Origin of the sequence: Paenirhodobacter ferrireducens, assembly GCF_004022265.1 — a bacterium.
In the GTDB taxonomy this organism is placed as follows: Bacteria; Pseudomonadota; Alphaproteobacteria; order Rhodobacterales; family Rhodobacteraceae; genus Rhodobacter; species Rhodobacter ferrireducens.
Window position 1 is genome coordinate 20,853 of sequence record NZ_SAVB01000029.1, and the last position, 22,156, is coordinate 43,008.

Annotated in this window: 13 protein-coding genes; 5 read left to right on the forward strand and 8 right to left on the reverse strand. The window is 69.6% G+C overall.

Annotated elements, in window-relative coordinates; all coding sequences use genetic code 11:
- Window positions 1-143 precede the first annotated feature (143 nt).
- From EOW65_RS18270 to EOW65_RS18290, 5 genes are all read right to left on the reverse strand, one after another.
- Window positions 144-1,241: a flagellar basal body P-ring protein FlgI gene (locus tag EOW65_RS18270; protein WP_113898458.1), complete on the reverse strand. Its 1,098-nt coding sequence runs from the start codon at window positions 1,239-1,241 to the stop codon at window positions 144-146.
- Window positions 1,241-2,254 carry a flagellin gene (locus EOW65_RS18275; RefSeq protein WP_128151875.1) on the reverse strand — a complete coding sequence of 338 codons (1,014 nt, stop codon included), beginning with the start codon at window positions 2,252-2,254 and terminating at the stop codon, window positions 1,241-1,243. Before EOW65_RS18275 ends, EOW65_RS18270 begins: the two co-directional genes overlap by 1 nt.
- Window position 2,255: 1 nt before the next feature.
- Entirely contained in the window at window positions 2,256-3,701 is a 1,446-nt protein-coding gene (gene flgK / locus EOW65_RS18280) for a flagellar hook-associated protein FlgK (RefSeq protein WP_128151877.1), read from the reverse strand.
- 24 nt (window positions 3,702-3,725) lie between these two features.
- Window positions 3,726-5,063 carry a flagellar hook protein FlgE gene (locus EOW65_RS18285; protein ID WP_128151878.1) on the reverse strand — a complete coding sequence of 446 codons (1,338 nt, stop codon included), beginning with the start codon at window positions 5,061-5,063 and terminating at the stop codon, window positions 3,726-3,728.
- A gap of 95 nt (window positions 5,064-5,158) precedes the next feature.
- A complete protein-coding gene (locus EOW65_RS18290) occupies window positions 5,159-6,010 on the reverse strand; it encodes a flagellar motor protein MotB (protein ID WP_128151880.1) in 852 nt (283 codons plus the stop codon).
- Window positions 6,011-6,134: 124 nt separating this feature from the next.
- Here EOW65_RS18290 and EOW65_RS18295 point away from each other — a divergent pair, with 124 nt between their 5' ends.
- Genes EOW65_RS18295 through EOW65_RS18310 form a run of 4 tightly spaced genes read left to right on the forward strand, consistent with a single transcriptional unit; the run spans window position 6,135 to window position 9,970 of the window.
- Window positions 6,135-6,755 carry a paraquat-inducible protein A gene (locus EOW65_RS18295; RefSeq protein WP_128151882.1) on the forward strand — a complete coding sequence of 207 codons (621 nt, stop codon included), beginning with the start codon at window positions 6,135-6,137 and terminating at the stop codon, window positions 6,753-6,755.
- On the forward strand, window positions 6,752-7,375 hold the full coding sequence (locus tag EOW65_RS18300) for a paraquat-inducible protein A (RefSeq protein WP_128151884.1): 624 nt from the start codon (window positions 6,752-6,754) through the stop codon (window positions 7,373-7,375). The genes EOW65_RS18295 and EOW65_RS18300 overlap by 4 nt, the downstream gene beginning before the upstream one ends.
- A 3-nt stretch (window positions 7,376-7,378) precedes the next feature.
- Window positions 7,379-9,400, forward strand: coding sequence for a PqiB family protein (locus tag EOW65_RS18305; RefSeq protein ID WP_128151886.1), 2,022 nt, complete (start codon window positions 7,379-7,381; stop codon window positions 9,398-9,400).
- A 12-nt stretch (window positions 9,401-9,412) separates the two neighbouring features.
- Window positions 9,413-9,970 (forward strand): PqiC family protein, encoded by a 558-nt coding sequence (locus EOW65_RS18310; RefSeq protein ID WP_128151888.1) that lies wholly within the window; start codon window positions 9,413-9,415, stop codon window positions 9,968-9,970.
- A gap of 271 nt (window positions 9,971-10,241) precedes the next feature.
- On the opposite strand, the gene pbpC is transcribed toward EOW65_RS18310, so the two are convergent.
- Together pbpC and EOW65_RS18320 are read right to left on the reverse strand one after the other, a co-directional pair.
- Window positions 10,242-12,284, reverse strand: a complete 2,043-nt coding sequence (pbpC, locus tag EOW65_RS18315; protein WP_128151890.1) for a penicillin-binding protein 1C — start codon at window positions 12,282-12,284, stop codon at window positions 10,242-10,244.
- Window positions 12,281-17,728 (reverse strand): alpha-2-macroglobulin family protein, encoded by a 5,448-nt coding sequence (locus EOW65_RS18320; protein WP_128151892.1) that lies wholly within the window; start codon window positions 17,726-17,728, stop codon window positions 12,281-12,283. Before EOW65_RS18320 ends, pbpC begins: the two co-directional genes overlap by 4 nt.
- Before the next feature lie 137 nt (window positions 17,729-17,865).
- Here EOW65_RS18320 and EOW65_RS18325 point away from each other — a divergent pair, with 137 nt between their 5' ends.
- Entirely contained in the window at window positions 17,866-20,091 is a 2,226-nt protein-coding gene (locus EOW65_RS18325; RefSeq protein ID WP_128151894.1) for a response regulator, read from the forward strand.
- Here EOW65_RS18325 and recQ read toward each other — a convergent pair whose 3' ends face one another.
- The gene (gene recQ, locus EOW65_RS18330; RefSeq protein ID WP_394342759.1) at window positions 20,092-22,155 is read right to left on the reverse strand and encodes a DNA helicase RecQ; all 2,064 of its coding nucleotides are present in this window, start codon (window positions 22,153-22,155) and stop codon (window positions 20,092-20,094) included. It lies immediately after the preceding gene.
- Between the last annotated feature and the right edge of the window lies 1 nt (window position 22,156).

Genomic DNA, 22,156 nt, shown 5'->3' on the forward strand with positions numbered 1-22,156 from the left:
CTGTCCTTGTGAAATCCGCCCCGACGAAGTGGGTTCATTGCTAGGTCGGGAAGAGGGACCGATCAAGGGGGAGCGACCTTGCCTTCATCACGACAGGCACGGCATGCGCCGGGATCGTGCCTGCCTCGCGTCGATGACGGGGCCTAGTTCACGACCATTTCCGCATGCAGCGCACCGGCGGCATGGATGCTGTTGAGGATGTCGATCATGTCCCGCGGCGGCACACCGAGGGCATTCAGACCCGCCACGACATCCGACAGCGAGCTCGTGCTGGCGATCTCGGCGATCTTCGAGTCGCCGCCCTGCTCGATGCTTGCATTGGTCCGTGGCACAACAACGGTTTCGCCGCGGGCGAAGGGGTTGGGCTGCGAGACCATCGGGGTTTCCTCGATCCGGAGCGTCAGGCTGCCCTGGCTGACGGCGACGCGGGAGATCCGGACGTCCTCGCCGATCACGATCGTACCCGAGCGCTGGTCGATCACCACCCGCGCCTTCTGTTCGGGCTCGATCCGGATATTCTCGATCCGGCTGATGACATGGGCGGCATTCGAGGCGCCGGCCTGGCCGATGTCGACCGACACGGTGCCGGAATCCGTCATCTGTGCGACCCGCCGCTTGAACTCGCGGTTGATCGAGGTCTCGATCCGCGCGGCCGTGGTGAAATCGGGGGTTTTCAGCGCGAGGCGAAGCTCGCGCAGGCTGTCGAGTTCGAAGGCGACCTCGCGTTCGACGCGCGCCCCCGAGGGGATGGTGCCCGAGGTCGGCACGCCGCGCGTCACCGACGCGGCCTGGCCCGACGCCGAGACCCCGCCGGCGATGATGGTGCCCTGGGCGACGGCGTAAATCTCGCCGTCTGCCGCCTTCAGCGGTGTCATCACCAGCGTGCCGCCGAGCAGGCTTTTCGCGTCGCCGATCGCCGAGACCGTCACGTCGACCTCGCGGCCCGATCGCGCGAAGGCAGGGAGGGAGGCGGTCACCAGAACGGCTGCGACGTTCTTCGGCCGGAACTGCTCGCCAGTCACGTTGACCCCCAGACGTTCGAGGATGTTCGACATGATCTCTTCGGTGAAGGGGGCGTTGCGGAGCCCGTCGCCGGTGCCGTTGAGCCCGACGACCAGCCCGTAGCCGACGAGATCGTTGCTGCGCACGCCGTCGACTTCGACCAGATCCTTGATCCGGATCGAGGCCGCCTGCACGGAAAGCGGCAGGAGCAGCAGGACGATCAGGGCGAGAAGGCGCATCACAGGTAGTCCGTCAGATGCATGCCGGAGAGGCGCGAAGTGAGCGCGTACAGCGTTTCAAGCTGCGTCTGCACCGCCTTCAGGGCGGTCGATGTGTCATAGGGGTCGGCGGCCACCATACCCAGTCTGGCGGTTTCGAGGCTGGTCCGCTCGGCACTGTTGCGGGTCCGGGCGGCTGAGACCGCCGCCTCCGCCACACCGACCTCTGTGCGGGCGCTGGTCAGCGCGCTGCTCGCGGACATCACCTGACGGCCGGAGGCGTCAAGCAGCTGGGCGCGGAGCGCAGGATCCGAGGGCACCATGCCCTTCGCGACAAGGGCCGAGAGCGCCAGCCCCTGCAGCATGTCACGCAGCCGCTCGTCATTGGCGGTGACCCCGGCCGAGACCGAGACCGCATCGGAAACACGCTGTGCCGCAAGCGGGCTGTCGCTGCCCTGATAGGCAAGATCGCCATAGCCGCCGGCACCGGCCGGCGCGGCGAACCAGCCGTTCACCGCGGTGAGGATCTCCTCCGCCGTCGACAGCCCGGAAGCCGCCGTCGACAGCGCGGTCAGGATCTCGTCCGGGCCGGTCAGCGGGCGGGTCGCGGTGTCCATGCCCGAGAACACGTAGCGTCCGCCGGCTTGCGTGTTCAGCGCGGTCACAACGGCCGAAAACCGCTGGGCGCCATCCTGCGCCGCGGCATCGAGGGCCGCGGTGTCGCCATCCTGGCGCACCGAGATCAGCGTGGCGCCGAACTCCGCCGTCTGGTCCTGGATCGTTCCGAGCGTGGCCTGCATCACGGACAGGAAAGTGCCGGTGACGTTTGCGGATTGCGCATAGGCGTCAAGCCGCGCGATCGAGGCGACAAGGCCGGAGTAGCTGGTGAATTCGCCTTTGAGCGCGGCGCCGATGTCTTGCTGCACGCCGCTTGCCACCTCGTCGGTCAGCTGGGCGAGGGTGGTCTTCAGCTGCTGGTTATGCTGCCGGAAGCGGAAGCTCTGCGCCATGTCACCGATCGATACATACGCCATCTCAAAGCTCCAGAATCCGTTGCATCATGTCGTCGATCGCCCGGATGACCTTGGCATTCGCGGCGTAGCTCTGCTCGATCTGGAGCAGGGTCTTCATCTCGAAATCGGTGTCGACCCCCTCGGAGAGCGCCGCTTCGGACAGGCTGTCGTGCTGGGCCGCCGTGTAGGTGCTGCGCAGTTCGGCCGAGACCCGGGCGGTCGAGGCCCGTGACAGCAGCTCGGCCGCGAGGCCCGAGGCACTGCGTGCCGCCGTCCCAAGCGTAGCGGAGGCAGGCGTCATGTCGCGGGTAAGGGCCTCTGACAGGGCATTCAGCAGCGTCGCGTCGCCGACCGATCCCGGGACCGTGGCGCCCAACCCGTCGCGCAGGCGCCAAACCTCGCCGCCCGCGGCCGGATCGACCAGAGCATTGAGCCGGATACGCCCGGCGAGCCCGGTTTCATTCGCCGCATCGAAGGCCGTGCCGGCATCGGTGAACAGGCCTGCCGCGCCGGTGGCGAGGGTCGGGTCCACGCTCGGGTCGGCGAATCTGTCGATCAGGTTGCGGGCAAGGGCATCGAGCCCCGCCTGTGCCGCGGGGGCAAGCGCGTCGCGCACCGCGAACGCGGCGCCGAGCGTGCCGCCGCCAAGGACGCCCTCATCCGTCGACGAGATCGGCTTGCCGTTGATCGTCAGCCCGGAGAGCGCGCCGCCCGCAAGGGTCATGTCGGCGGTCATCGCCCCGACCGGGCTGAAACCGATCTCCACCGTCGAGGTGCCGTCAAGCAGCAGCGCGCCGCCGGTGGTGTAAAGGGTTACCTGGCCACCCTGATGCGGGGCGCTGCGGACGGGGACGATCTCGCCGATCTTCGCGATCAGCGCCTGACGCTGGTCGATCAGGCCGTTCGCATCGCGCCCGTTCGCGAGCTCGCCGGTGATCGTCCGGTTCAGCTCGGCCACCTGCTGCAGCGCCGCGTTCAGGGTGTCGACCTGCGTCGCGATCGAGCGGTCGGCCTCGAGCCGGCTTTGTTGCAGATCGGCCGAAACCGCATTGAGCTTGTCGGCGAGAGCCCCCGCGGCGGTGGCCACGGCGGTCAGCCGGGCGGTGCTGTCGGGCAGGCTCGAGGCCGAGATCAGCGCGGTCTCGAGGTCCGAGACCGCGCTCGACAGCGCGCCGCTGCCCCCGGGGGTGCCGAGCTGGTCCTCGAAGCGCTGCAGGAAGGTGCTGCGGACCTGGGCATTGCCGGCGTCGGCCGCCGCGAGGCGCAGGCTTTGCTGCAGCGACTCGCTGACCACCCGCGAGACCGTGTCGATCCGCACCCCGCCGCCAGTCCGGGCGGAGAGCGCCACGTCGCGGCGCGCATAGCCTTCGGTCATCGCATTGGCGACGTTCGAAGAGACGACCTCCGTCATCCGGGACGTGGCCGTCAGCCCGGAGGAGGCATTGCTGAAGGCCGTTGAGATGCTCATGAGATCGTCTCCGCGTTACGGGGGTCAGCGCTTGATGTTCGTCGTCTCCTGCAACATCTCGTCGACGGTCTGGATGACCTTGGCGTTGGAGGAATAGGCGCGCTGCGTCTGGATCAGGTTGGTCAGCTCCTGCGCCACGTCGACGGCCGAGCCCTCGCGGGCATAGCCCTCGATCGTGCCGGTCGGGCCGTCGCCGGCATCCCACAGGAAGAACGAGCCCGAGGTCGGCGAGACCTGGAAGGTCTGGTTGTCGAGCGCGCTCAGCCCGTTCGGGTTCGGCACGTCGACCAGCGGGATCTGGTAGACGGTGCGGATGAAACCGGTGTCGTAGGTCGCCTTGATGAAGCCGTCGTTGTCGATCTCGACCGCGGTGAGGTTGCCGACGGGCGAGCCGTCCTTGGTGATCGAGGTCGGCGCGAAATCCGTCGCCAGCTGGGTCAGCCCGTTGGTGTCGCCGATCTTGCCAATCGTCAGGGTGATGTTCTGCAGGCCCTGGGCCACGCTCAGATCGACGGTGCCGGTCGCCGGGTCATAGGTGCCGCCCGACAGCGTGCTGACCGAGGCGAGCGTGCCGCCGTTCACACTGGTGTTGTCGAACACCAGCGCATACTCGCCCAGGATCCGCTCGTCGGCGGCGGTGGCCGGATCGTCGATCGTCGCCGAATCGCGGATCACCATCGTCCAGGCGTTCGAGGAACCGTTCGCCGGCACGGTGGGGGTGAAGGTGATATCGAGCGATTCCGAGTTTCCGAGGTTCCCGAAATATTCGACGGAAAGCGGCAGCGCGTCGCCGCTCGCACCGGCCTCGGTCTCCGAGGAGGGCAGATTCACCCCGAGGTTCATCGTCGTGGTCGGGTCGCCCGCGGTCTGGTTGGCGTTGATCACCACCGGCACGAGGCCGCCCACGGTGTCGCGCGGCATCGTCGGGATCGAGCCGTCGGCATTCGCCGCCCAGCCAAGCAGGACAAGCCCCGAATCGGTGCGCAGCACGCCGTCGCTGTCGGTATGGAAAGACCCTGTGGTGGTCATCATCAGCGGCTGTTCGCCCTGGGTGTTGTCATAGGTGGCGGCGCTGGCGACGGGCAGGAAGCCGCGGCCGGCGACGGCAAGGTCGGTCGCATTCGCGGTCGAGACGATCGAGCCACGCTCGTCGATCAGCCGCCCGGTCGAGGCGCGGACGCCGCCGGCGGAATAGGTGCCGGAGTTGCGCGCCTGGGCGAGCACCATGCTCTCGAAATCGGTCGTGGCGCGCTTGTAGCCATAGGTGCCAGAGTTGGCGATGTTGTCGGAGATCGTTGCAAGACGGGTCGCATTGGCCGCGAGACCGGCCACACCCGCATTGAGCGAAGAAGAAATGGACATGAAAGCGCCTTTCTGCTGCTGCGTCCTTCGATCGCCCGGAACTCTGCCGCGCGCCTCGTTAACAGCCGCCTAACATGCACGGCTTTCTGGATTTTCTAATGCTGCGCGCGCAGCAAGATCAGCTCGAGCCGGTTGTTGCGGGCCGCCATCGGCGGCTCGGTCGCCGGCGCACGGTCGGCGAATCCGGTGACCCGCTGGATCCGCTGGCGGTCGAGGCCCTGCTCCTCAAGCAGCGCACGCATCGCCTGCGCCCGGGCAAGCGACAGCTCCCAGACCGGGTTTTCGCGCAGCATCGCCGGATAGGCGCGGACATGGCCATTGAGCGCGACCTTGTTGCTGACGAGGCCGAAGACCTTCACCAGCACCGCCGCGATCTCGCCGAGGACGGGTTCGGGCATGGCGCTGTCGCGGGCGAAAAGCGGGGCGTCGTCGATATCGAAGAATTCGACGATCAGCCCCTCGTCCGTCACCCGCGTCACGATGTGCCGCGCGAGGGTCTGCGAGGCCATCGATTCGCCGCCAAGCCCCTGCAGTGCCGAGTCCACATCCTTCGCCATCTGCGCGAATTTCTGCTGCTCCTGCGAGGCGTCGGACACCTCCGTCCCGCTCGGCCCCGGGGCCTGCAACAGGGTGGTCGGGCGTTGCTGCGACGCCCCGGTGCCGCTTTGCGCCATCTGCCGGTCGGAGAACACCGAGTCGCCGCCGAAGGCGCCGTCGCCGCCGCCCGAGACCCGGTTGATCGGCACCGTCGGGTTGAAGTAATCCGCGAGCCCCTTGCGCTGTTTTTCCGTCGTCGCGTTCAACAGCCACATCAGCAGGAAGAAGGCCATCATCGCGGTGACGAAATCGGCATAGGCGACCTTCCAGGCCCCGCCGTGATGGCCGCCGCCGCGGACGACCTTCTTGCGCTTGATGATGACCGGAACGGCGTTGTCGCGCATGCTCATCAGGTCACCTCGTCTGCTCTTCCGGCAGACCTAGCAGCGCGGCATTAATGTGCCCTTAACGGGAAAAATCCGCGCCGCGGCGCACGCGACTTGCGGTGCCGCGGGGGGAGGCTATGTTCGGGGCATGTCCGTGCCGCTTCCGCCCATAGACGAGCTGATCGCCTGCCCCCGCTGCGATACGCTGCACCAGTGCCGGGTGTTGGCCGAGACCGAGCGCGCCGCCTGTGCGCGCTGCGGCACGCTGCTGATCACGCCGCGGACCCGCTCTTTCCTGCATGTGGTGGCGCTGTCCTTCACCGCGATGATCCTGATGGTGGCGGCAGTGTTCTTCCCGTTCCTCGGCATCTCCTCGCACGGGCTGTCGCATGAAAGCTCGGTCTTCGAGGCGGCGATGGCCTTCTCGGACGGCTGGCTGGCACCGCTGTCGCTCGCCGTGCTGCTCGCCATCGTGCTGCTGCCCGTCGCGCGATTCATCGCGCTGATCTACACGCTCTGGCCGCTGGCGAACGGCCGACCGGCCCTGCGCCACGCCGCCTTCGCCTTCCGCTTCGCCGAGGAGTTGCAGCCCTGGTCGATGGCCGAGATCTTCGTCATCGGCACCGGAGTTGCGCTGGTGAAGGTGGCAGGGCTTGCGGAAATCTCCTTCGGGCCGGCGTTCTGGGCCTTTTGCGCGCTGATCGTGGTCACCGTGCTGAAAACGGCATTCATGAGCAAGTGGACGATCTGGGAGGCGATCGGCCGATGACCGACGCCGCCCCGTTCCTCACCGCGACCGATGCCGGGCTGACCGGCTGCACCAGCTGCGGCCGGGTCTGGCCGGCGGGCACGGCGCGCTGCGGGCGCTGCGGTGCGCATCTGCACCCGGTCGGCACCGCCAGCCTGCAGCCGGTCTGGGCCTGGTGGGCGGCGGGGCTGATCTTCTACATCCCCGCCAATCTCTTCCCGATGCTGCTCACCGCGACGCTGACCGGGCATCAGCAGAACACCATCCTCGGCGGTGCGGTCGAACTGGCGCAGCATGGCAGCTGGGGCGTCGCCGGGATCATCTTCCTCGCCTCGATCCTGATCCCGATCTCGAAATTCATCGCCATTGCCTATCTCGCCATCGCCGTCGGCACCGAACGGCGCGCCGGCGGTCACCGTCACCTGCTGCTTTACGAGGTGGTGGAGTTCATCGGCCGCTGGTCGATGATCGACGTCTTCGTGGTGGCGGTGCTCTCGGCGCTGGTGCAGCTCGGCTTCGTCGCCTCGATCCATCCCGGACCGGCCGCCGCGGCCTTCGCGCTTTCGGTTGCCTTCACCATGCTCTCGGCGCAAAGCTTCGACCCCCGGCTGATCTGGCGCGGCCCCACGGAGAACGAGTGACCCATGACGACTGACCCGCAGCCCGCCGCGCTGAAGACGGAGACCGCCCCGAACCCGATCTGGACGCGGGTCTCGGTGGTCTGGCTGGTGCCGCTGCTGGCGCTGGCCATCACCCTCGGCATCGCCTGGAAGACCTATGCCGACCGCGGCATGCTGATCGAGATCGACTTTGCCGATGCGACCGGCATCGTGCCCGGCGAGACCCCGCTGAAGTTCCGCGAGGTCGATGTCGGCAAGGTCGAGAGCGTGGGCTTCAGCCCCGACCTCACCTCGGTGCGCGTCGGCGTGCGGGTGAACAAGGATGTCGCGCAATATATCGACGACGAGTCGCGCTTCTGGGTGGTGCGGCCCGAGGTCACCACGCAGGGGATCTCCCGGCTCGACACGGTGCTGTCGGGCGCCTTCATCGAAGGCTGGTGGGATGCGACGCCAAAGGGGCACAAGACCGTGTTCGCCGGGCTCGACCGTCCGCCGGTCGCCCCCGACCCGACGAAGGGCACGGTGGTCGAGCTGCGCGCCGACGATGCGGGCGGCATCGCCGAGGGCGCGCCGGTGCTGTTTCGCGGCGTCACCGTCGGCCGGATCCAGAACCTGCGGCTGAACGAGGGCGACTCGGGCGTCACCGTCGACGCCTATATCGAGGCGCCGCATGACAAGCGGCTGAGCACCACCACCCGGTTCTGGGATACGTCGGGGATCTCGGTCTCGCTCGGCGCCTCCGGCGTCAGTCTGGACATGCGTTCGCTCGCCACGCTGGTGCAGGGCGGGGTCGAGTTCGACACTCTCTCGACCGGCGGCGGCATCGTCGAGAACGGCCATGCCTTCCGCCTCTATCCGAGCGCCGAGGAGGCGAAGGCCTCGATCTTCGGCGCCGAACTCGTCGATCCGCCGCATTACGCGCTGCTCTTCGACGACGCGATCAGCGGGCTTTCGCGCGGCTCGAAGGTGCAGTTCCGCGGCGTCGAGGCGGGCGAGGTCACCGATGTCTCGGTCAAGGTGCAGACCGATTCCACCGGCACCCGCTATGCCCAGCAACAGGTGGTGATCGCGCTCTCGCCCGAACGGCTCGGCCTGGCGCGCGACACCGATACCCAGATCGTCACCGAGTTCCTCGAGACCGAGGTCGAGGCGGGGTTGCGCGCCCGCATCGCCGGCACCGGGCTTCTGGGCACGACGCTGGTGATCGAGCTTGTCGATATTCCCGACCTGCCGGTGGCGAAGATGGGGCTCGATGCGAAACCCTTCCCGACGATCCCGACCGCCCCCGCAGCGCAAAACGATCTGGCCGCTTCGGCCAAGGATGTCTTCGGCCGGATCAACAAGCTGCCGATCGAGGAGCTGATGGCCTCGGCGATCCGCACGCTCGATTCGGTCTCGGCGATTGCCGAAAGCCAGGACACGCGGGCGGTGCCGGGCAATCTGTCGGGCCTCTTGTCGGAAATGCAGACGCTCGTTGGCGATCTGAACAAGCAGGACGCGGCGAACAAGACGATCACCGCGATCGACGGCGTGTCCGAGGCCGCCTCGAGCTTCCTGACCGAGATCGACGGGCTGCATGAGACGCTCGATTCCGCCGACAAGGCGGCGCAGGCGGTGGCGGCGATGCCGCTCGAGGATATCGGCAAGAACGTCGACGGGCTGATCGCCGATCTCCGCGGCATGCTCGGCACCAAGGATGCCGAGCGGCTGCCGAAGGCTCTGTCCGATACGCTCGAACAGACCGCGGCCCTGCTCGAGGAGCTGCGCGCGGGCGGGGCGGCCGAGAAGCTGAACGGCACGCTGGTCGCGACGCAGGATGCCGCCACGGCGATTTCCGACGCCTCGGGCCGGCTGCCCGAGCTGACGGCCAAGCTTGATGCGCTCGTCACCCAGGCCCAGGGGTTGGTGGCCGCCTATGGCGACCGCTCGACCTTCAATTCCGAGATGGTCAGCACGCTGAGCGAGCTGCGCCGCGCCACCGCGGCCTTCGGCTCGCTCGCGCGCATGATCGAACGCAACCCGCGCGCCTTCATCCTTGGCCGCTGACCGGAGAGTGCCATGACCCGTCTCCTCCTTCTTGCCACCGTCGCGGCGCTGGCCGCCTGTTCGAACCCGGAAAAGACGGCGCGCTACACCATCGACCCGCCGGCGGCGACGAAGCGTCTGCCCGACCGGCTCGGCATGGCCGAGCTGCGCGAGGTGTCCTTGCCGCAATATGCCTCGGGGCAGGAGATTTCCTGGCAGGGGGCGGATGGTGCGCTGCACTCGACGCCGAAGACGATCTGGGCCGACGATCCGTCGCGCGCGGTGACGCTGGCGCTGGCGCGGCAGATCTCGGCGCTCTCCGGAGCGCGGGTGATCGCCGAGCCCTGGCCGCTTGCCGACGGGCCGCAACGCCGCATCGAGGTGCGGGTCGAGCAGTTCATGGCGCAGGCGGACGGGGCGGTGCGGCTGTCGGGCAGCTATTACGTCACCCCCGCGATGGCCGAGGGCCGCGACATCGTGCGCCGCTTCGACCTGAGCGTGCCGCTCGCGGGCGAAGGCCCCGCCGCGATCGCCGCGGCGCAGTCGCAGGCGGTAGCACAGCTGGCCGAACAGATCGCCCGGCTCGATTAGGGAAAACGTCGGGCCGTTTCCACCCTGGTCCGCGGTCACCGTTTCGGGCATCGGCCGGTTGAGTTCGGCCGCACGCGCGCGTTCGCCGTGACCCGACGCCTCGACAGGGCAGACAGGAAGACGACCCGGGAGGCCCTGCAGCAGATGCGTGAGGTCGTGCCCTGCCAGATCCATGCGGTTCTCACCGGTAACCGCATCCGGTGCGCAGGGCAGCCTCGGAACCGGATCGCGTCACCCTGAATCAGATCCAGCAGATGGCGGGACCAGACATCTAGAAGGTCAGCCGCACCTGGGCGCTGGCCGAGCGCCCCTCGGCATCCAGCACCGTCAAGGTCACGAACCCGGCCGCGGGCAGGGGAAGCAGGCTTTCCCGCGCCCGCGTCCCCACCATCACCGGTGCGCCATTGGCAAGCCAGGTGAAGGGCGGCACGCCGCCACGCAGCTTCACCGTCAATCCGCCCTCGGGCACCTCGACCTGCGCGCCATCGGGCGGGAAGGTCAGCTCTGGGCCACCGGCCGGCGCTTCGGCGAAGGCCGCATCGCGCGGGCGAAAGCGCTGCAGCGGCTGCGGCAGCCGCGCATTCGGCAAGATCAGCGTCGCAGGCGGGGGCGGTGGCAGCGGCGCGCGCTCGGCCCCGATCCGGTCGAAAAGTTCGAACAGCACCGGCGCCGCGATCTCGCCGCCGAAGGCGCCAGGCACCGGCGTGCCATCGGCGCGACCGAGCCAGACCCCCGCGACATGACGCCCGTCGAACCCCACCGCCAAAGCGTCGCGGTGGCCATAGGAGGTGCCGGTCTTGTAGGCGATGCGGTTCGGCGTGCCGCCCGGCGGCGGTGCGATCCGCGACAGGATGTCGGCCACCTGCCAGGCGGCGACGGCGCCGAAGAGCTGCCCCTCGCGCGGATGGGCCCCGCCCGCGAGCGGCGACAGCGTGACCGGCCGCCCCATCCGGGCAAGCGCCGCATAGGCCTGCACCAGATCCTCGAGGCTGATGCCGAGCCCGCCAAGCGACACGGCAAGCCCCGGCGCCCCCGATCCCGGCAACTCGACCCGCGCCCCGGCGCGGCGCAGCGTGGCCAGCAGCCGCTCGGGGCCGAGTGCCTCGGTCAGGTGCACCACGGGGATATTGAGCGACAGGGTCAGCGCCTGCCGCACGCTCACCGTGCCGCGAAAGGCGTGGTCGAAGTTCTGCGGATGCCAGCTGCCGAAGGCGACGGGGCGGTCCTCGATCAGCGTCTCGGGATGGGCAAGCCCGTCGTCGAAGGCGAGCGCATAGACGAAGGGCTTCAGCGTCGAGCCGGGCGAGCGCGGCGCCTGCGTCAGATCGACGAAGCCCGCCCGCGCCGTGTCGGTCCAGTCGGCACCGCCGACCTCGGCCAGAATCTCGCCGCTGCGGTGATCGGCCAGCACCATCGCCGCCGAGACCTGCCCCGCCATGCCCGCGACCGCGCGCCGGGCAAGCCGCTCGGCCGCGCGCTGCAACCCGGCGTCGATCGTCGTCTCGATCCGTGCGCCGGGGGCCGCCGCGGCGGCAAGCCGCGCCGTCAGGTGGGGCGCAAGCGCGGGAAAGTCGCGCCGGCGCGCGGGCACCGGCTCGCGCATCGCGGCGCGGGCGCTGTCTTCGCTCAGCGCGCCGGCGGCGGCAAGGCGGGTCAGCACCCGGTCACGCGCCGCCTGCGCGGCCTTGGGCGCGCGGTCGGGGCGGCGCGCCTCGGGCGATTGCGGCAGGGCGATCAGCAGCGCCGCCTCGGCCGGCGTCAGCCGCCGCGGCTCCTTGCCGAACCAGGCAAGACTTGCCGCCCGCACCCCTTCGAGGTTGCCGCCATAGGGCGCGAGCCGCAGATAGAGGTCAAGGATCTGCGCCTTGCTCAGCCGGCGCTCGAGCGCAAGCGCCACCCGTGCCTGACGGATCTTGCCCGCCACCGTGCCGGTCGGCCCTTCCTCCAGAAGCCGGGCCACCTGCATCGTCAGTGTCGAGGCGCCCGAGACGACATGGCCCGCCGCCAGTGCCTGCGCACCGGCGCGCAGAACGGCGACCGGGTCGATGCCGGCGTGGTCGTAGAACCGGCCGTCCTCATAGGCCACCAGATCGGCGAGAAAGCCCTCGTCGACCGGCCCGGGCGCCAGCCGCCAGCGGCCATCGGCGACCGGAAAGGCGCGCAAGAGCGTGCCGTCGCGGGCCAGAACCTCGGTCCCGGTGGCGACGGTGAGCGGCGGCAGCGTGGTCGCCGCCACCCATCCGTCGAGCGCATCGCGCCCCCCCGCCGCCAGCGCGAGGCCGAACGCGAGCGCCGCAAGCGCGCCCGCCCTCACTCGATCACCACCTCGCCCGCGTCGCTTTGCGCCCGCATCTCGGGGCGATACATGTCGGCGACCGAGGCCGCCGGCAGGTGGAAGCGACCCGGGCTGACGGCGCGCACGATATAGGCCAGCCGGAACGGCCGGTCGCCATGCGCGTCGATCGCGGCCAGGAAGCGGTCCTGCCGGAACTCGGTCATCCGGGTGTCCTCGGCGACGTCGAGCCAGTCGAGCGCGGCGATGTCGCCGCCGCGGATCAGGTTCGGGTTGTCGATCTCGAAGCCCGCGGGCAACGGGTCGTCGACCATCAGCCGCGCGTCCTGCTGGCCGAGCGGGGCGATCTCCAGCACCGCGACAAGGCGGGTGCCCTGTTTCACCGTGGCGGGATCGGCCGGATCGCCCTCGAGCGTGTACCAGCTGCGCGAGATCGACCAGCCCTTGCCGCCAGCGGGTTCAGGCACCTCGGGCACGCCGAAGGTGGTCAGCGTCAGGGTCTGCGCTTTGTCGCCCGGGTTCGCGATGGCCACCGCGCGGCCGGCGGTCTCGGCGTCGATCACCTCGACGAGCGGGCCTTTGACGGGCGCGCCGTCAACCGTCAGCCCGCCGGCATCGGGCCGGTCGATGAGCGCACTCGCCGCCATCAGCGTCCAGGCCGCCTCCTGCGTCGAGAGCGGCACCGCGGCCAGCCGCGAGGCCAGTGCCTTGCCGGTGCTTTCGAGATTGACGGCGTTCGAGCCCGCCTGGGCTGCCAGCGCCAGCACCGCCGCGGTGTCGCGCAGCCCGGTGCCGTAATCGTCGCGCCAGCCGGTCTCGGCGCCCTTCGCGCTCAGCATCCGCCCGGCGCGCGCGAACATCGCATCGGCCCGGCCCTGATCGCCATAGGAGGCGAGCGCCGCGCCGAGCTGCGCCGCGGCAAGGGGCGTCGCGAAATCGTCGCCCTTGACGTCAGCGTAATAGCGCAGATCACCCACGGCCGCCGCCCCCTCGCGCGCCAGAACCATCAGCGCATAGGCCAGAACCTGCCCGCCGCCGTTCGACCCGCTGTCGAAATCGGCGGCGTAGTTCACCTGATTGCGCAGGTTGTCGAGCGCATTGCGGAAGGCGGTGTCGGGCACCGCATGGCCCGCCGCCTTCGCCCGGCTGAGGAAGTCGGTCACATAGGCATCCAGCCAGCCGTCACCGGATTCGGGCGACCACAGCCCGAAGGCGCCCGAGGCGTCCTGATTGGTCAGCACCTTGCGGATCGCGGTGTCGATCCTGTCGCCGAGATCGGCGGGCGTCACCAGCCGCATCTTCTCGGCCACCGTGCTCAGATACAGAAGCGGCATCGCCTTTGAGGTGATCTGCTCGGTGCAGCCATAGGGATAGGCGTCAAGTGCGGCGAGCAGCGCCGGCGTGTTGAAGCGCGCAATCGGCCCTGCCGCGAGCGTTGCCCGCGCCGTGCCCGGCACCATGCCGGCAAAGACATTCGCGTCGAAGGTGAAGGTCTTGCCCGCCGCCAGCTCGAAGCGCGATTCATGCGCCACCTGCGGGTCGTTGCGCTCGACCGGCACGGTCACGACCTTTTCGAGGAGCTTGCCGTCGGGCGTGGTCAGCGCGATGCGGATCTGCTGCACGCCCTCGGCCGCGGGGGCGGTGAGCGGGATCTCGACCTCGGCCTTGCCGAGATCGCCGAGATCGACGCCCGAGGGCCGCTCGCCCAGCGTCACGCCGGCGGCGCTGACATCAAGCCCCATCCGCCCCGAGGGGCCGGTGGCATGCACGATCTCGAGGAGCAGCCGCGAGTGGTCGCCGGGCGCCAGGAAGCGCGGCAGCGAGGCGGTCACCACCACCGGGTCGCGCACCAGCACATCGGCCGAGGCCTGCCCGACGCCGGTCTTCGACCAGGCGATGGCGCTCAGCCGCACCGTGCCGTTGAAGGCGGGCATGTCGAAGCTGGTGCGGATCATGCCGTCCTCGCCCACCGTCAGCGGGCCGGAGAAATAGGCCACCAGTTCCTCGGTCGGAGGCGGGGCCTGCAGCGACATCTCGCGCCCCGCGTCGCCGCCCGAGCGCAGCACGCCCTCGGTCCCGGCGCGGCCGTCGATCAGCCGGCCATAGACGTCGCGCAGACCGACGCCCAGACGGCGCTGGCCGAAGTAATGCGCCTGCGGATCGGGGGCCTTGAAGCCGGTGAGGTTCAGGATGCCAAGGTCCACAGCGGCGATGGTCGCGTGCACCGTCTCGCCGGGCTGCGCGCCCTCGACCTTCAGCGCGACGGGAAGCGGCGCGCGCGGGTCCGAGGCCGCGGGCACGTCGAAACTTGCCTTCAGCGCGCGCGGGCCGGGATCGACCTGCGCATAGCTCAGCCCCATCGCCCGCATCGGCGCGCGCGCAGGCGCGTCCTCGGCGAGCGGCCGGATCACCGAGGCGGTGACATAGGCGCCCGCCCCCCAGTCGTCGGTCACCGGCAGCTCGATCCGGTTCTCGCCAGCCTTCACCGGCACCGATTTCAGCGCGATGAGCCGGTTCGACAGCACCGAGACCAGCGCCACCCCCGGCGCCGGCGCCACGAGGCGCAGCCGCGCCGTGTCGCCCGTCGCATAGGCCGGCTTGTCGAGCGCAAGCTCGAGCCGGTCGGGGCTCGCCATCACGTCGGCGGGCGCATACCAGCCGGCATCGAAGCGCATCGAGGCCGAGGTGTAGCTGTCGCCATGACCGGCCTCGACCACCAGCTCGTATTCGCCCCAGTCGGTCTTCGCGGCGATCTCGGCGGGCGTGGTGCCGGGGCTCGCGTCGCCCTCGGCCACGCGGGTGCGGTGGGTGATCGGCTCCCAGTTCCATTGCCCGTCCATCGCATACCACTGATAGCGGGTCTCGACGCGGTTCAGCGTCCAGTGCAGCGGCAGCGCGACGGGTTTCGCATCGGGGCCAAGCGCGATCAGGCGGAAGCGCGCCTCAGCCCCTTCGGCCACCGCGCCGTCAAAGCCCGGGCGGATGCCGATCACCGGCAGCGACGGCATCACGAGCCGCGAGATGCTGCGCTCGACCGGCCGGCCCGAGCCCTCGCGCAGCCGCACGGTGAAGCGCGCCTCGAGCGGGCGGGCGGCCTCGGTGCCCAGATCGGGCAGCGCCGCCTGAATCTCGCCCGCGCCCTCGGCGTCGGTCTCGCCCGCCTCGAGGCTGTCATAGCGCGGCTCGAAGGGGGTGTCATAGCGGCCGAAGCGGTAGCCGTCGAAGCCCGGCAGGCTGTCGGCCGCGGCAAGGCGCAGATCGCCCTCGAAGCCGAGCCCGCCGCCCGGTGCGCCGAAGAGATAGCGCGCGGCAATGCCGATCGCCGGCAGATCGCCGCCCGCGAGAATGCCCTCGGGCAGGGTCAGCGCAAAGTCGATGCGCTCGGGCAGGAAATCCTCGACGAGGAATTTCGTGGTGGCAAGCGGCGCGGCCTTCGGGTCGGCGAAGACATCGAGCCGCCAGGTGCCGCGCGGCGCCTGTGCGCCGATCGGCAGCGCCGCGGTGGCGCCGCCATCGCCCGCGTCCTGCGCGAGCGAGCGGGAATATTCGACCCCGTCGGGGCGCATCAGCACCGCGGTCAGCGGCACGCCGGGCAGCGCCGCGGCAGTGGCGTCGCGCGCCAGCATCGTCGCCTGCACCGTCTCGCCCGTGCGATAGGCGCCACGGTCGGTGGCGAGGAACACGTCGATCGGCGGCGCGGGGGGCATGCCCTCGACACCGCGGTCGGACAGGTCGAACTCGGCATCGGTGAGCGAGAGGAACGCCATGTCCTCGCCCTGCGTCACCGAGACAAGGGCGGGGGCGGCGTTGCCCGCACCCGCGGCCAGCGCCGGATCGAAATGTGCGACGCCCTCGGCATCGGTCGTGGCGCTGCCGATCACCGCATTGGCGCGCGACACCAGCGTCACCGTGGCCCCGGCAACCGCCTTCGCATCGGACAGGCCGCGCACCGCCACCGTCAGCCCGTCGGTGCCCGAGAAGCTGGTGAGACCAAGGTCCGAGATCACGAACCATTGCGTTGCCGGCGGGTGCTCATAGGGATCGGCGCCGGGGATCGAGGCGCTCAGCACATAGACCCCGGGGCCAAGCGGGCCCGTCACCTCCTGCACCGGCAGGCGGGTGGTGACGTCGCGGTTCACCTCCATGCCGACATCGGCGGTGCCGGTCCAGACCGTCTGGGCCAGCGAGTCCTCGAGGTTGCCGGCGTCCCACTGGTCGAGCGAACGGGCGAAATAGTCGCGCTGCATCGACGCCACAAGGTTGCGGTCGGAGACCCGCAGTAGCTTCAGGTCGAGATGCTCGGTGTTCACCGTCTGCACCGGCAGGCCCGAATCCTCGCCCTTCGGCAGGATATAGGCGCGGCCCGGGAAGGTGACTGCCGGCCCGCGGTCGCGGACATAGGCGGTGATCGTCACGTCCTTGGACAGCGTTTCCTTCGTTGCCGAGGGCAGCCCCTTGCGGAAGGTGAGTGCATAGCGCTCGCCATGCGCAAGGCCGGCGACGCAGAGCTGGTTCGCCTCGGCCTCGACCGACAGCCCGGCCTTCGGCAGCTGCACGAAACTGGCGTAATCGACGCCCGAACGCGCCAGATCATCCGAGAATACCGCGCAGATCCGCGGCGCGGCGCTGTCGGCCTCGACCTGATGCTCGGTGATGCGGAAGCCGTATTTCGCCACCGCGTCATCGAGCGCGGCGGCAATGTCCTGCCGCGGCGAGAAGCTGGCGGCAAGGCGCAGCGCCGCGACCATCTCGCGGGTGCGGCCATCGGCCTCGAGCGCCTGCGCGAGCGTGCTCAGCGCCTCGGCCTGCTGGGCGGCATTCGCGGCGCGCAGATAGCTGTTCACCGCGGCCGTGACCGCGGCACCGCTGTCCGCACCCTGCGGCCGGCGCAGCTGCAACAGGGCGTAATCGCTCCACAGATCCGAGGCGTCGGTGAGCACGATCAGCGCGCCCTCGATCGCGATTTCGCGGGTCACGTCGCCCTGCGCGCGGGCCGCCGACAGCGCCTGCGTCAGGTCCTCGGGCCGGGCGAAATTCGTCAGATGCGCGCGCGCCATGCCACGCGCCTGATCGAGCGCCGCATCAAGGCTGCCGTCCCACAGGAAGCCGAGATCGGCGGCGCGGGTCTTTGCCCGGGTTTCGGCCGCCGCCGGGCTGGCCACGACGACGCCCGAGAAGGCGCCCTGATAGGGGGTCATGCCGCTGATGCCGGCCTTCGGGAAGCAGGAATTGTTGCGGGCGTTGAAGGTGACCGCCTCGCAGTCAGCGCGCGCAAGGCAGGCCGCCTCGCAGCCCTCGAGCGTGGTGTCGAAGATCTGCGCCAGGTCGCTGCCGCTCAGGTCCATGCCCTCGGCGATGGACAGCCGCCGTTCCGGAATCAGCCCCCGTTCCTGGGCGCCGGCGGGGGGGGCGGCAAGGGTCAGGACGGCGGCAAGAACGGGAATCAGGAAAGACGGCACACGCATGAAAATACTCCTCGGCGATGGCGCGATCGTCTCATGCAGCAGCGGCGGGATCAACCGCTCCGGGGTCGGTTAAGGCTAAATTCACGCGCCGCTGCGAGCCTGTTGCAGAACGCGAATCGGAACGGGACAGGCCGGGCATGACGGCGAGCTTGGCGGACAGACTGGCACAGGAGCGACGGGCGCGGCTGGCAGCGGAACGCTTGCTGGAACAGAAGAAACGCGAGCTGTTCGCGGCGAACGAGACGCTCGCGCTGCATGCGCGCGCGCTGTCCGAGCAAATCGTGCAGCAGCGCCACGGGCTGCAGCGCGCCCTGACCGAGGCGGAATCGCTGAAGGGCGAGAACAGCCGGGTGCGCGGCGATCTGGAACGCGCCACCTCGGTCGCGCTGATCGCGCAGCGCCGGCTGTGGGATGCGATCGAGACGATCGAGGATGGCTTTGCCGTCTTCGACCGCGACCTCCGGCTGGTCGTGGCGAACCGGGCCTATCTGTCGTTCTTCCGTGGCGAGGTCGCGCTGGCCGCGGGGGTTGCCTACGAGGCTGTGGTGAAGATCGTGGCCACGCATCACATGATCGATCTGGAGGGGCGCGATCCGCTCGACTGGCATCACCAGATGGTGGCGCGGGTGCGCTGCGAGCGCATCACGCCGATGACCGTGCGCACCCATCGTGGTCATCACCTGAAGCTGATCGACCGTTGGGGCGAGGGCGGTGATCTGGTCTGCGTGGTGCAGGACATCACCCGCACCATCGCCCGCGAGGCCGAGCTTGAAACCGCGCGGCAGCGGGCCGAAACCGCGAGCCGGGCGAAATCGGCCTTTCTTGCCAACATGGGCCACGAGCTGCGCACCCCGATGAACGGCGTCGTCGGTATGGCCGAACTTCTGGTCGACAGCGAGCTGAGCGACGAACAGCGGCTTTATGCCGAAACCATCCGCTCCTCGGGCGAGGCGCTCCTGACAATCATCAACGATGTGCTCGACTTCTCGAAGATCGAGGCGGAGCGGCTGAAGCTTTTCCCCGAGGTCTTCGATCTCGAGCGCTGCATCCACGAGATCATGATGCTGCTGCAGCCCTCGGCGAAGGAAAAGGGGATCGAGCTCCTCGTCGATTACGACCTGTTCCTGCCGACGCGCTTCCGCGCCGATCCGGGCCGGGTGCGGCAGATCCTGACCAACCTGATCGGCAATGCGGTCAAGTTCACCGCGACCGGCCATGTGCTGATCCGCGTCGTGGGGCTCGAGCGGGCGGATGGCGAGTATGACCTGCATCTCACCGTCGAGGACACCGGCATCGGTATCGCGCCCGAGAACATCGAGCACATCTTCGGCGAGTTCAATCAGGTGGACACCGCCACCAATCGCCGGTTCGAGGGCACCGGGCTCGGCCTTGCCATCACCCGCGAGCTGGTGCGGCTGATGGGCGGCACGGTCTGGGTGGAAAGCGAGCTTGGCCGTGGCTCCTGCTTCGGCGTGCGCTTCACCGTGCCGCGCGCCGAACCCGGCCCCCCGGTCGAGGGGGCAGGGCCGACGCAGCCGATCACGCTGCGCGCGGCACTGGTGATCGACGACAGCCTGGTCAACCGGATGATCCTCGAACGGCAGCTGCAGACCTACGGGCTCGAGGTGACGCTGTGCCGCACCGGCGCCGAGGCATTGCGGGCCTTCGACGAGGGCATTGCTTTCGACATCGTGCTGACCGATCACCGCATGCCCGATATCGACGGGATCGAGCTGATCCGGCGGCTGCGCGAGCGCGGCATCGACACGCCGATCCTGCTGCTGACCTCGGATGCCGAGGCGTTCCGTGCGGCGCAGGCCGATTGTCGCGGCATTGACTGGCTGGAAAAGCCGGTGCTGCGCGCGGAGCTGTTCCACATGCTGCAAAAGCTGTCGGGCCGGGCACCGCCCGAGCCGGCGGCGGCCGTCGTCACGATCGGTGCGGAGGACGCGGGGGCGCGGCCGATGCGCGTGCTGTCTGTCGAGGACAACCGCACCAATCAGCTCGTCTTCGGCAAGATGGTGAAGAATCTCGACATCGAGCTGCGCTTTGCCACGAACGGGCGCGAGGCGGTCGAGGTCTGGCGCCGCTTCCAGCCCGACCTGATCTTCATGGACATCTCGATGCCCGAGATGGACGGGCGCGAGGCGACGCGGCTGATCCGTGCCGAGGAGCCGGAGGGGCGACACGTACCGATCTGCGCCCTCACCGCCCATGCGATGGAGGGCGACAGCGCGTCTATGTTCGCGGCGGGGCTCGACGCCTATCTGACGAAACCGCTGAAGAAAAGCGCGATCCTCGAGCAGATGCAGGCACATCAGCCGCCGGACACCCGGCCGTTCCAGCCCCCCGCGGCAGGGTAATCAGCGAAATTCCTCGACGAGGGCAAGGAAGGTGTCGGCGAAGCGGTCGATCTTCGCCTCGCCAAGGCCGGCGATGCGGGAAAGCTCGTCGCGGCTGCGCGGTTTCGTCTCGGCAATGCGGCGCAGGGTGGAATGGGTGCAGCTGAGATAGCGGTCGTGGCCATCCTCGCCGCGCACAAGGGCAAGCTGCGCCTCGGCCAGCCGGTCGAAAAGCGCGCCCTCGTCGCGCCCGGCAAGTTTCATCCGCGACGGGTGCAGCGGTGCCGCGCCCGCCCCCGCGATCACCTCGAGGAAGGCCGCGCCATAGCTTTCGAGCTTCTTCGCGCCGACGCCGTTCACCCGCGCCATTGCATCAAGCGTGGAGGGCCGGCTTTCGGCCATCTCGATCAGGGTGCGGTCGGGGAAGATCATGTAGGCGGGCAGGCCCGCCGCTTCGGACAGCGCCCGCCGCTTTGCCTTCAGCGCCGAGAGCAATGGCGCGTCCTCGTCCGAGACCAGCGCCTTCGCCACGGGTTTCGACTGGGCCCGGCGGACGAGGTCGTGGCGCAGGGTGATCCGCTCCTCGCCGCGCAGGATCGGGCGGGCGCGTTCGGTCATCACCAGCCCGCCGTGGCGCTCGGCGTCGGGGCGCACGAGGTCGTGGCCCATCATCTGCCGGAACACCGCCTGCCATTGCGGCCGGCTCAGCTCGCGGCCGACGCCGAAGGTGGGCAGCGCGTCATGGCCGCGGGCGCGGATGCGGTCATTGGTATTGCCGAGCAGGATCTCGATCAGGTGGCCCGCGCCATAGCTCTCGCCGGTGCGCAGCGCGGCCGACAGCGCCTTGCGCACCGCGTCGGTGGCATCAAAGAGCTCAGGCGGATGCTCGCACAGGTCGCAATTGCCGCAGGGCTGCGACTCCTCGCCGAAATAGGCGAGCAGCCGCTGACGGCGGCAGCCCGTCGCCTCGGCCAGGCCCAGAAGTGCGTTCAGCCGGGCATGGTCGGCGGCCTTGCGGTCGGGCGGCGCAAGGCCCTCGTCGATCTGAGTGCGGCGCAGGCGGATGTCGTCGGGGCCGTAGAGGGTGAGCGTCTCGGCCGGGGCGCCGTCGCGGCCGGCGCGGCCGATCTCCTGATAATAGCCCTCGATCGACTTCGGCAGGTCGGCATGCGCGACCCAGCGGATGTCGGGCTTGTCGATGCCCATGCCGAAGGCGACCGTCGCCACCACGATCAGCCCGTCCTCGCGCTGGAACCGCGCCTCGACCTCGCGCCGGTCCTCGGCCTCCATGCCGCCGTGATAGTGACAGGCGGGGTGGCCGGCCTCGCGCAGCGCCTGCGCCAGGCTCTCGGTGCGGGCGCGCGAGGCGCAATAGACGATGCCCGACTGGCCGCGCCGGGCGGCGGCGTAATCGAGGATCTGCTTGCGCGGGCTGTCCTTCGGCGCAAAGGCGAGGTGGATGTTCGGCCGGTCGAAACCGCGCAGGAAGGTCTCGGGCGCGCGGCCCTCGAACAGCCGTGCGACGATCTCGGCGCGGGTCTCCTCGTCGGCGGTGGCGGTGAAGGCGGCAAGCGGCACGTTCAGCGCCCGCTTCAGCTCGCCGATGCGCAGGTAATCGGGGCGGAAGTCGTGGCCCCAGGCGCTGACGCAATGCGCCTCGTCGACCGCGATCATCTGCGTGCCGGCGCGGCGCAAAAGCGCCGTGGTGGCGCCTGCGGCAAGCCGCTCGGGCGCCATGTACAGAAGTTTCAGCCGCCCCGCGTCAATCGCCTGGAATACCGCCTCGGTCTCGTCCTCGGTGTTGCCCGAGGTCAGCGCGCCGGCCTCCACCCCCGCCTCGCGCAGCGAGCGCACCTGGTCGCGCATCAGCGCGATCAGCGGCGAGATCACCACCGTCAGCCCGGGCAGACACAGCGCCGGCAGCTGATAGCACAGCGACTTGCCGCCGCCGGTGGGCATGATCGCCAGCGTGTCGCGCCCGGCCAGAACGGCACGCACGATCTCTTCCTGCCCCGGCCGGAAGGCGCGGAAGCCGAAGACGGAGGCAAGCGCCTCTTCCGGCGCGGGCAGGGCCGGTGCGGGCATC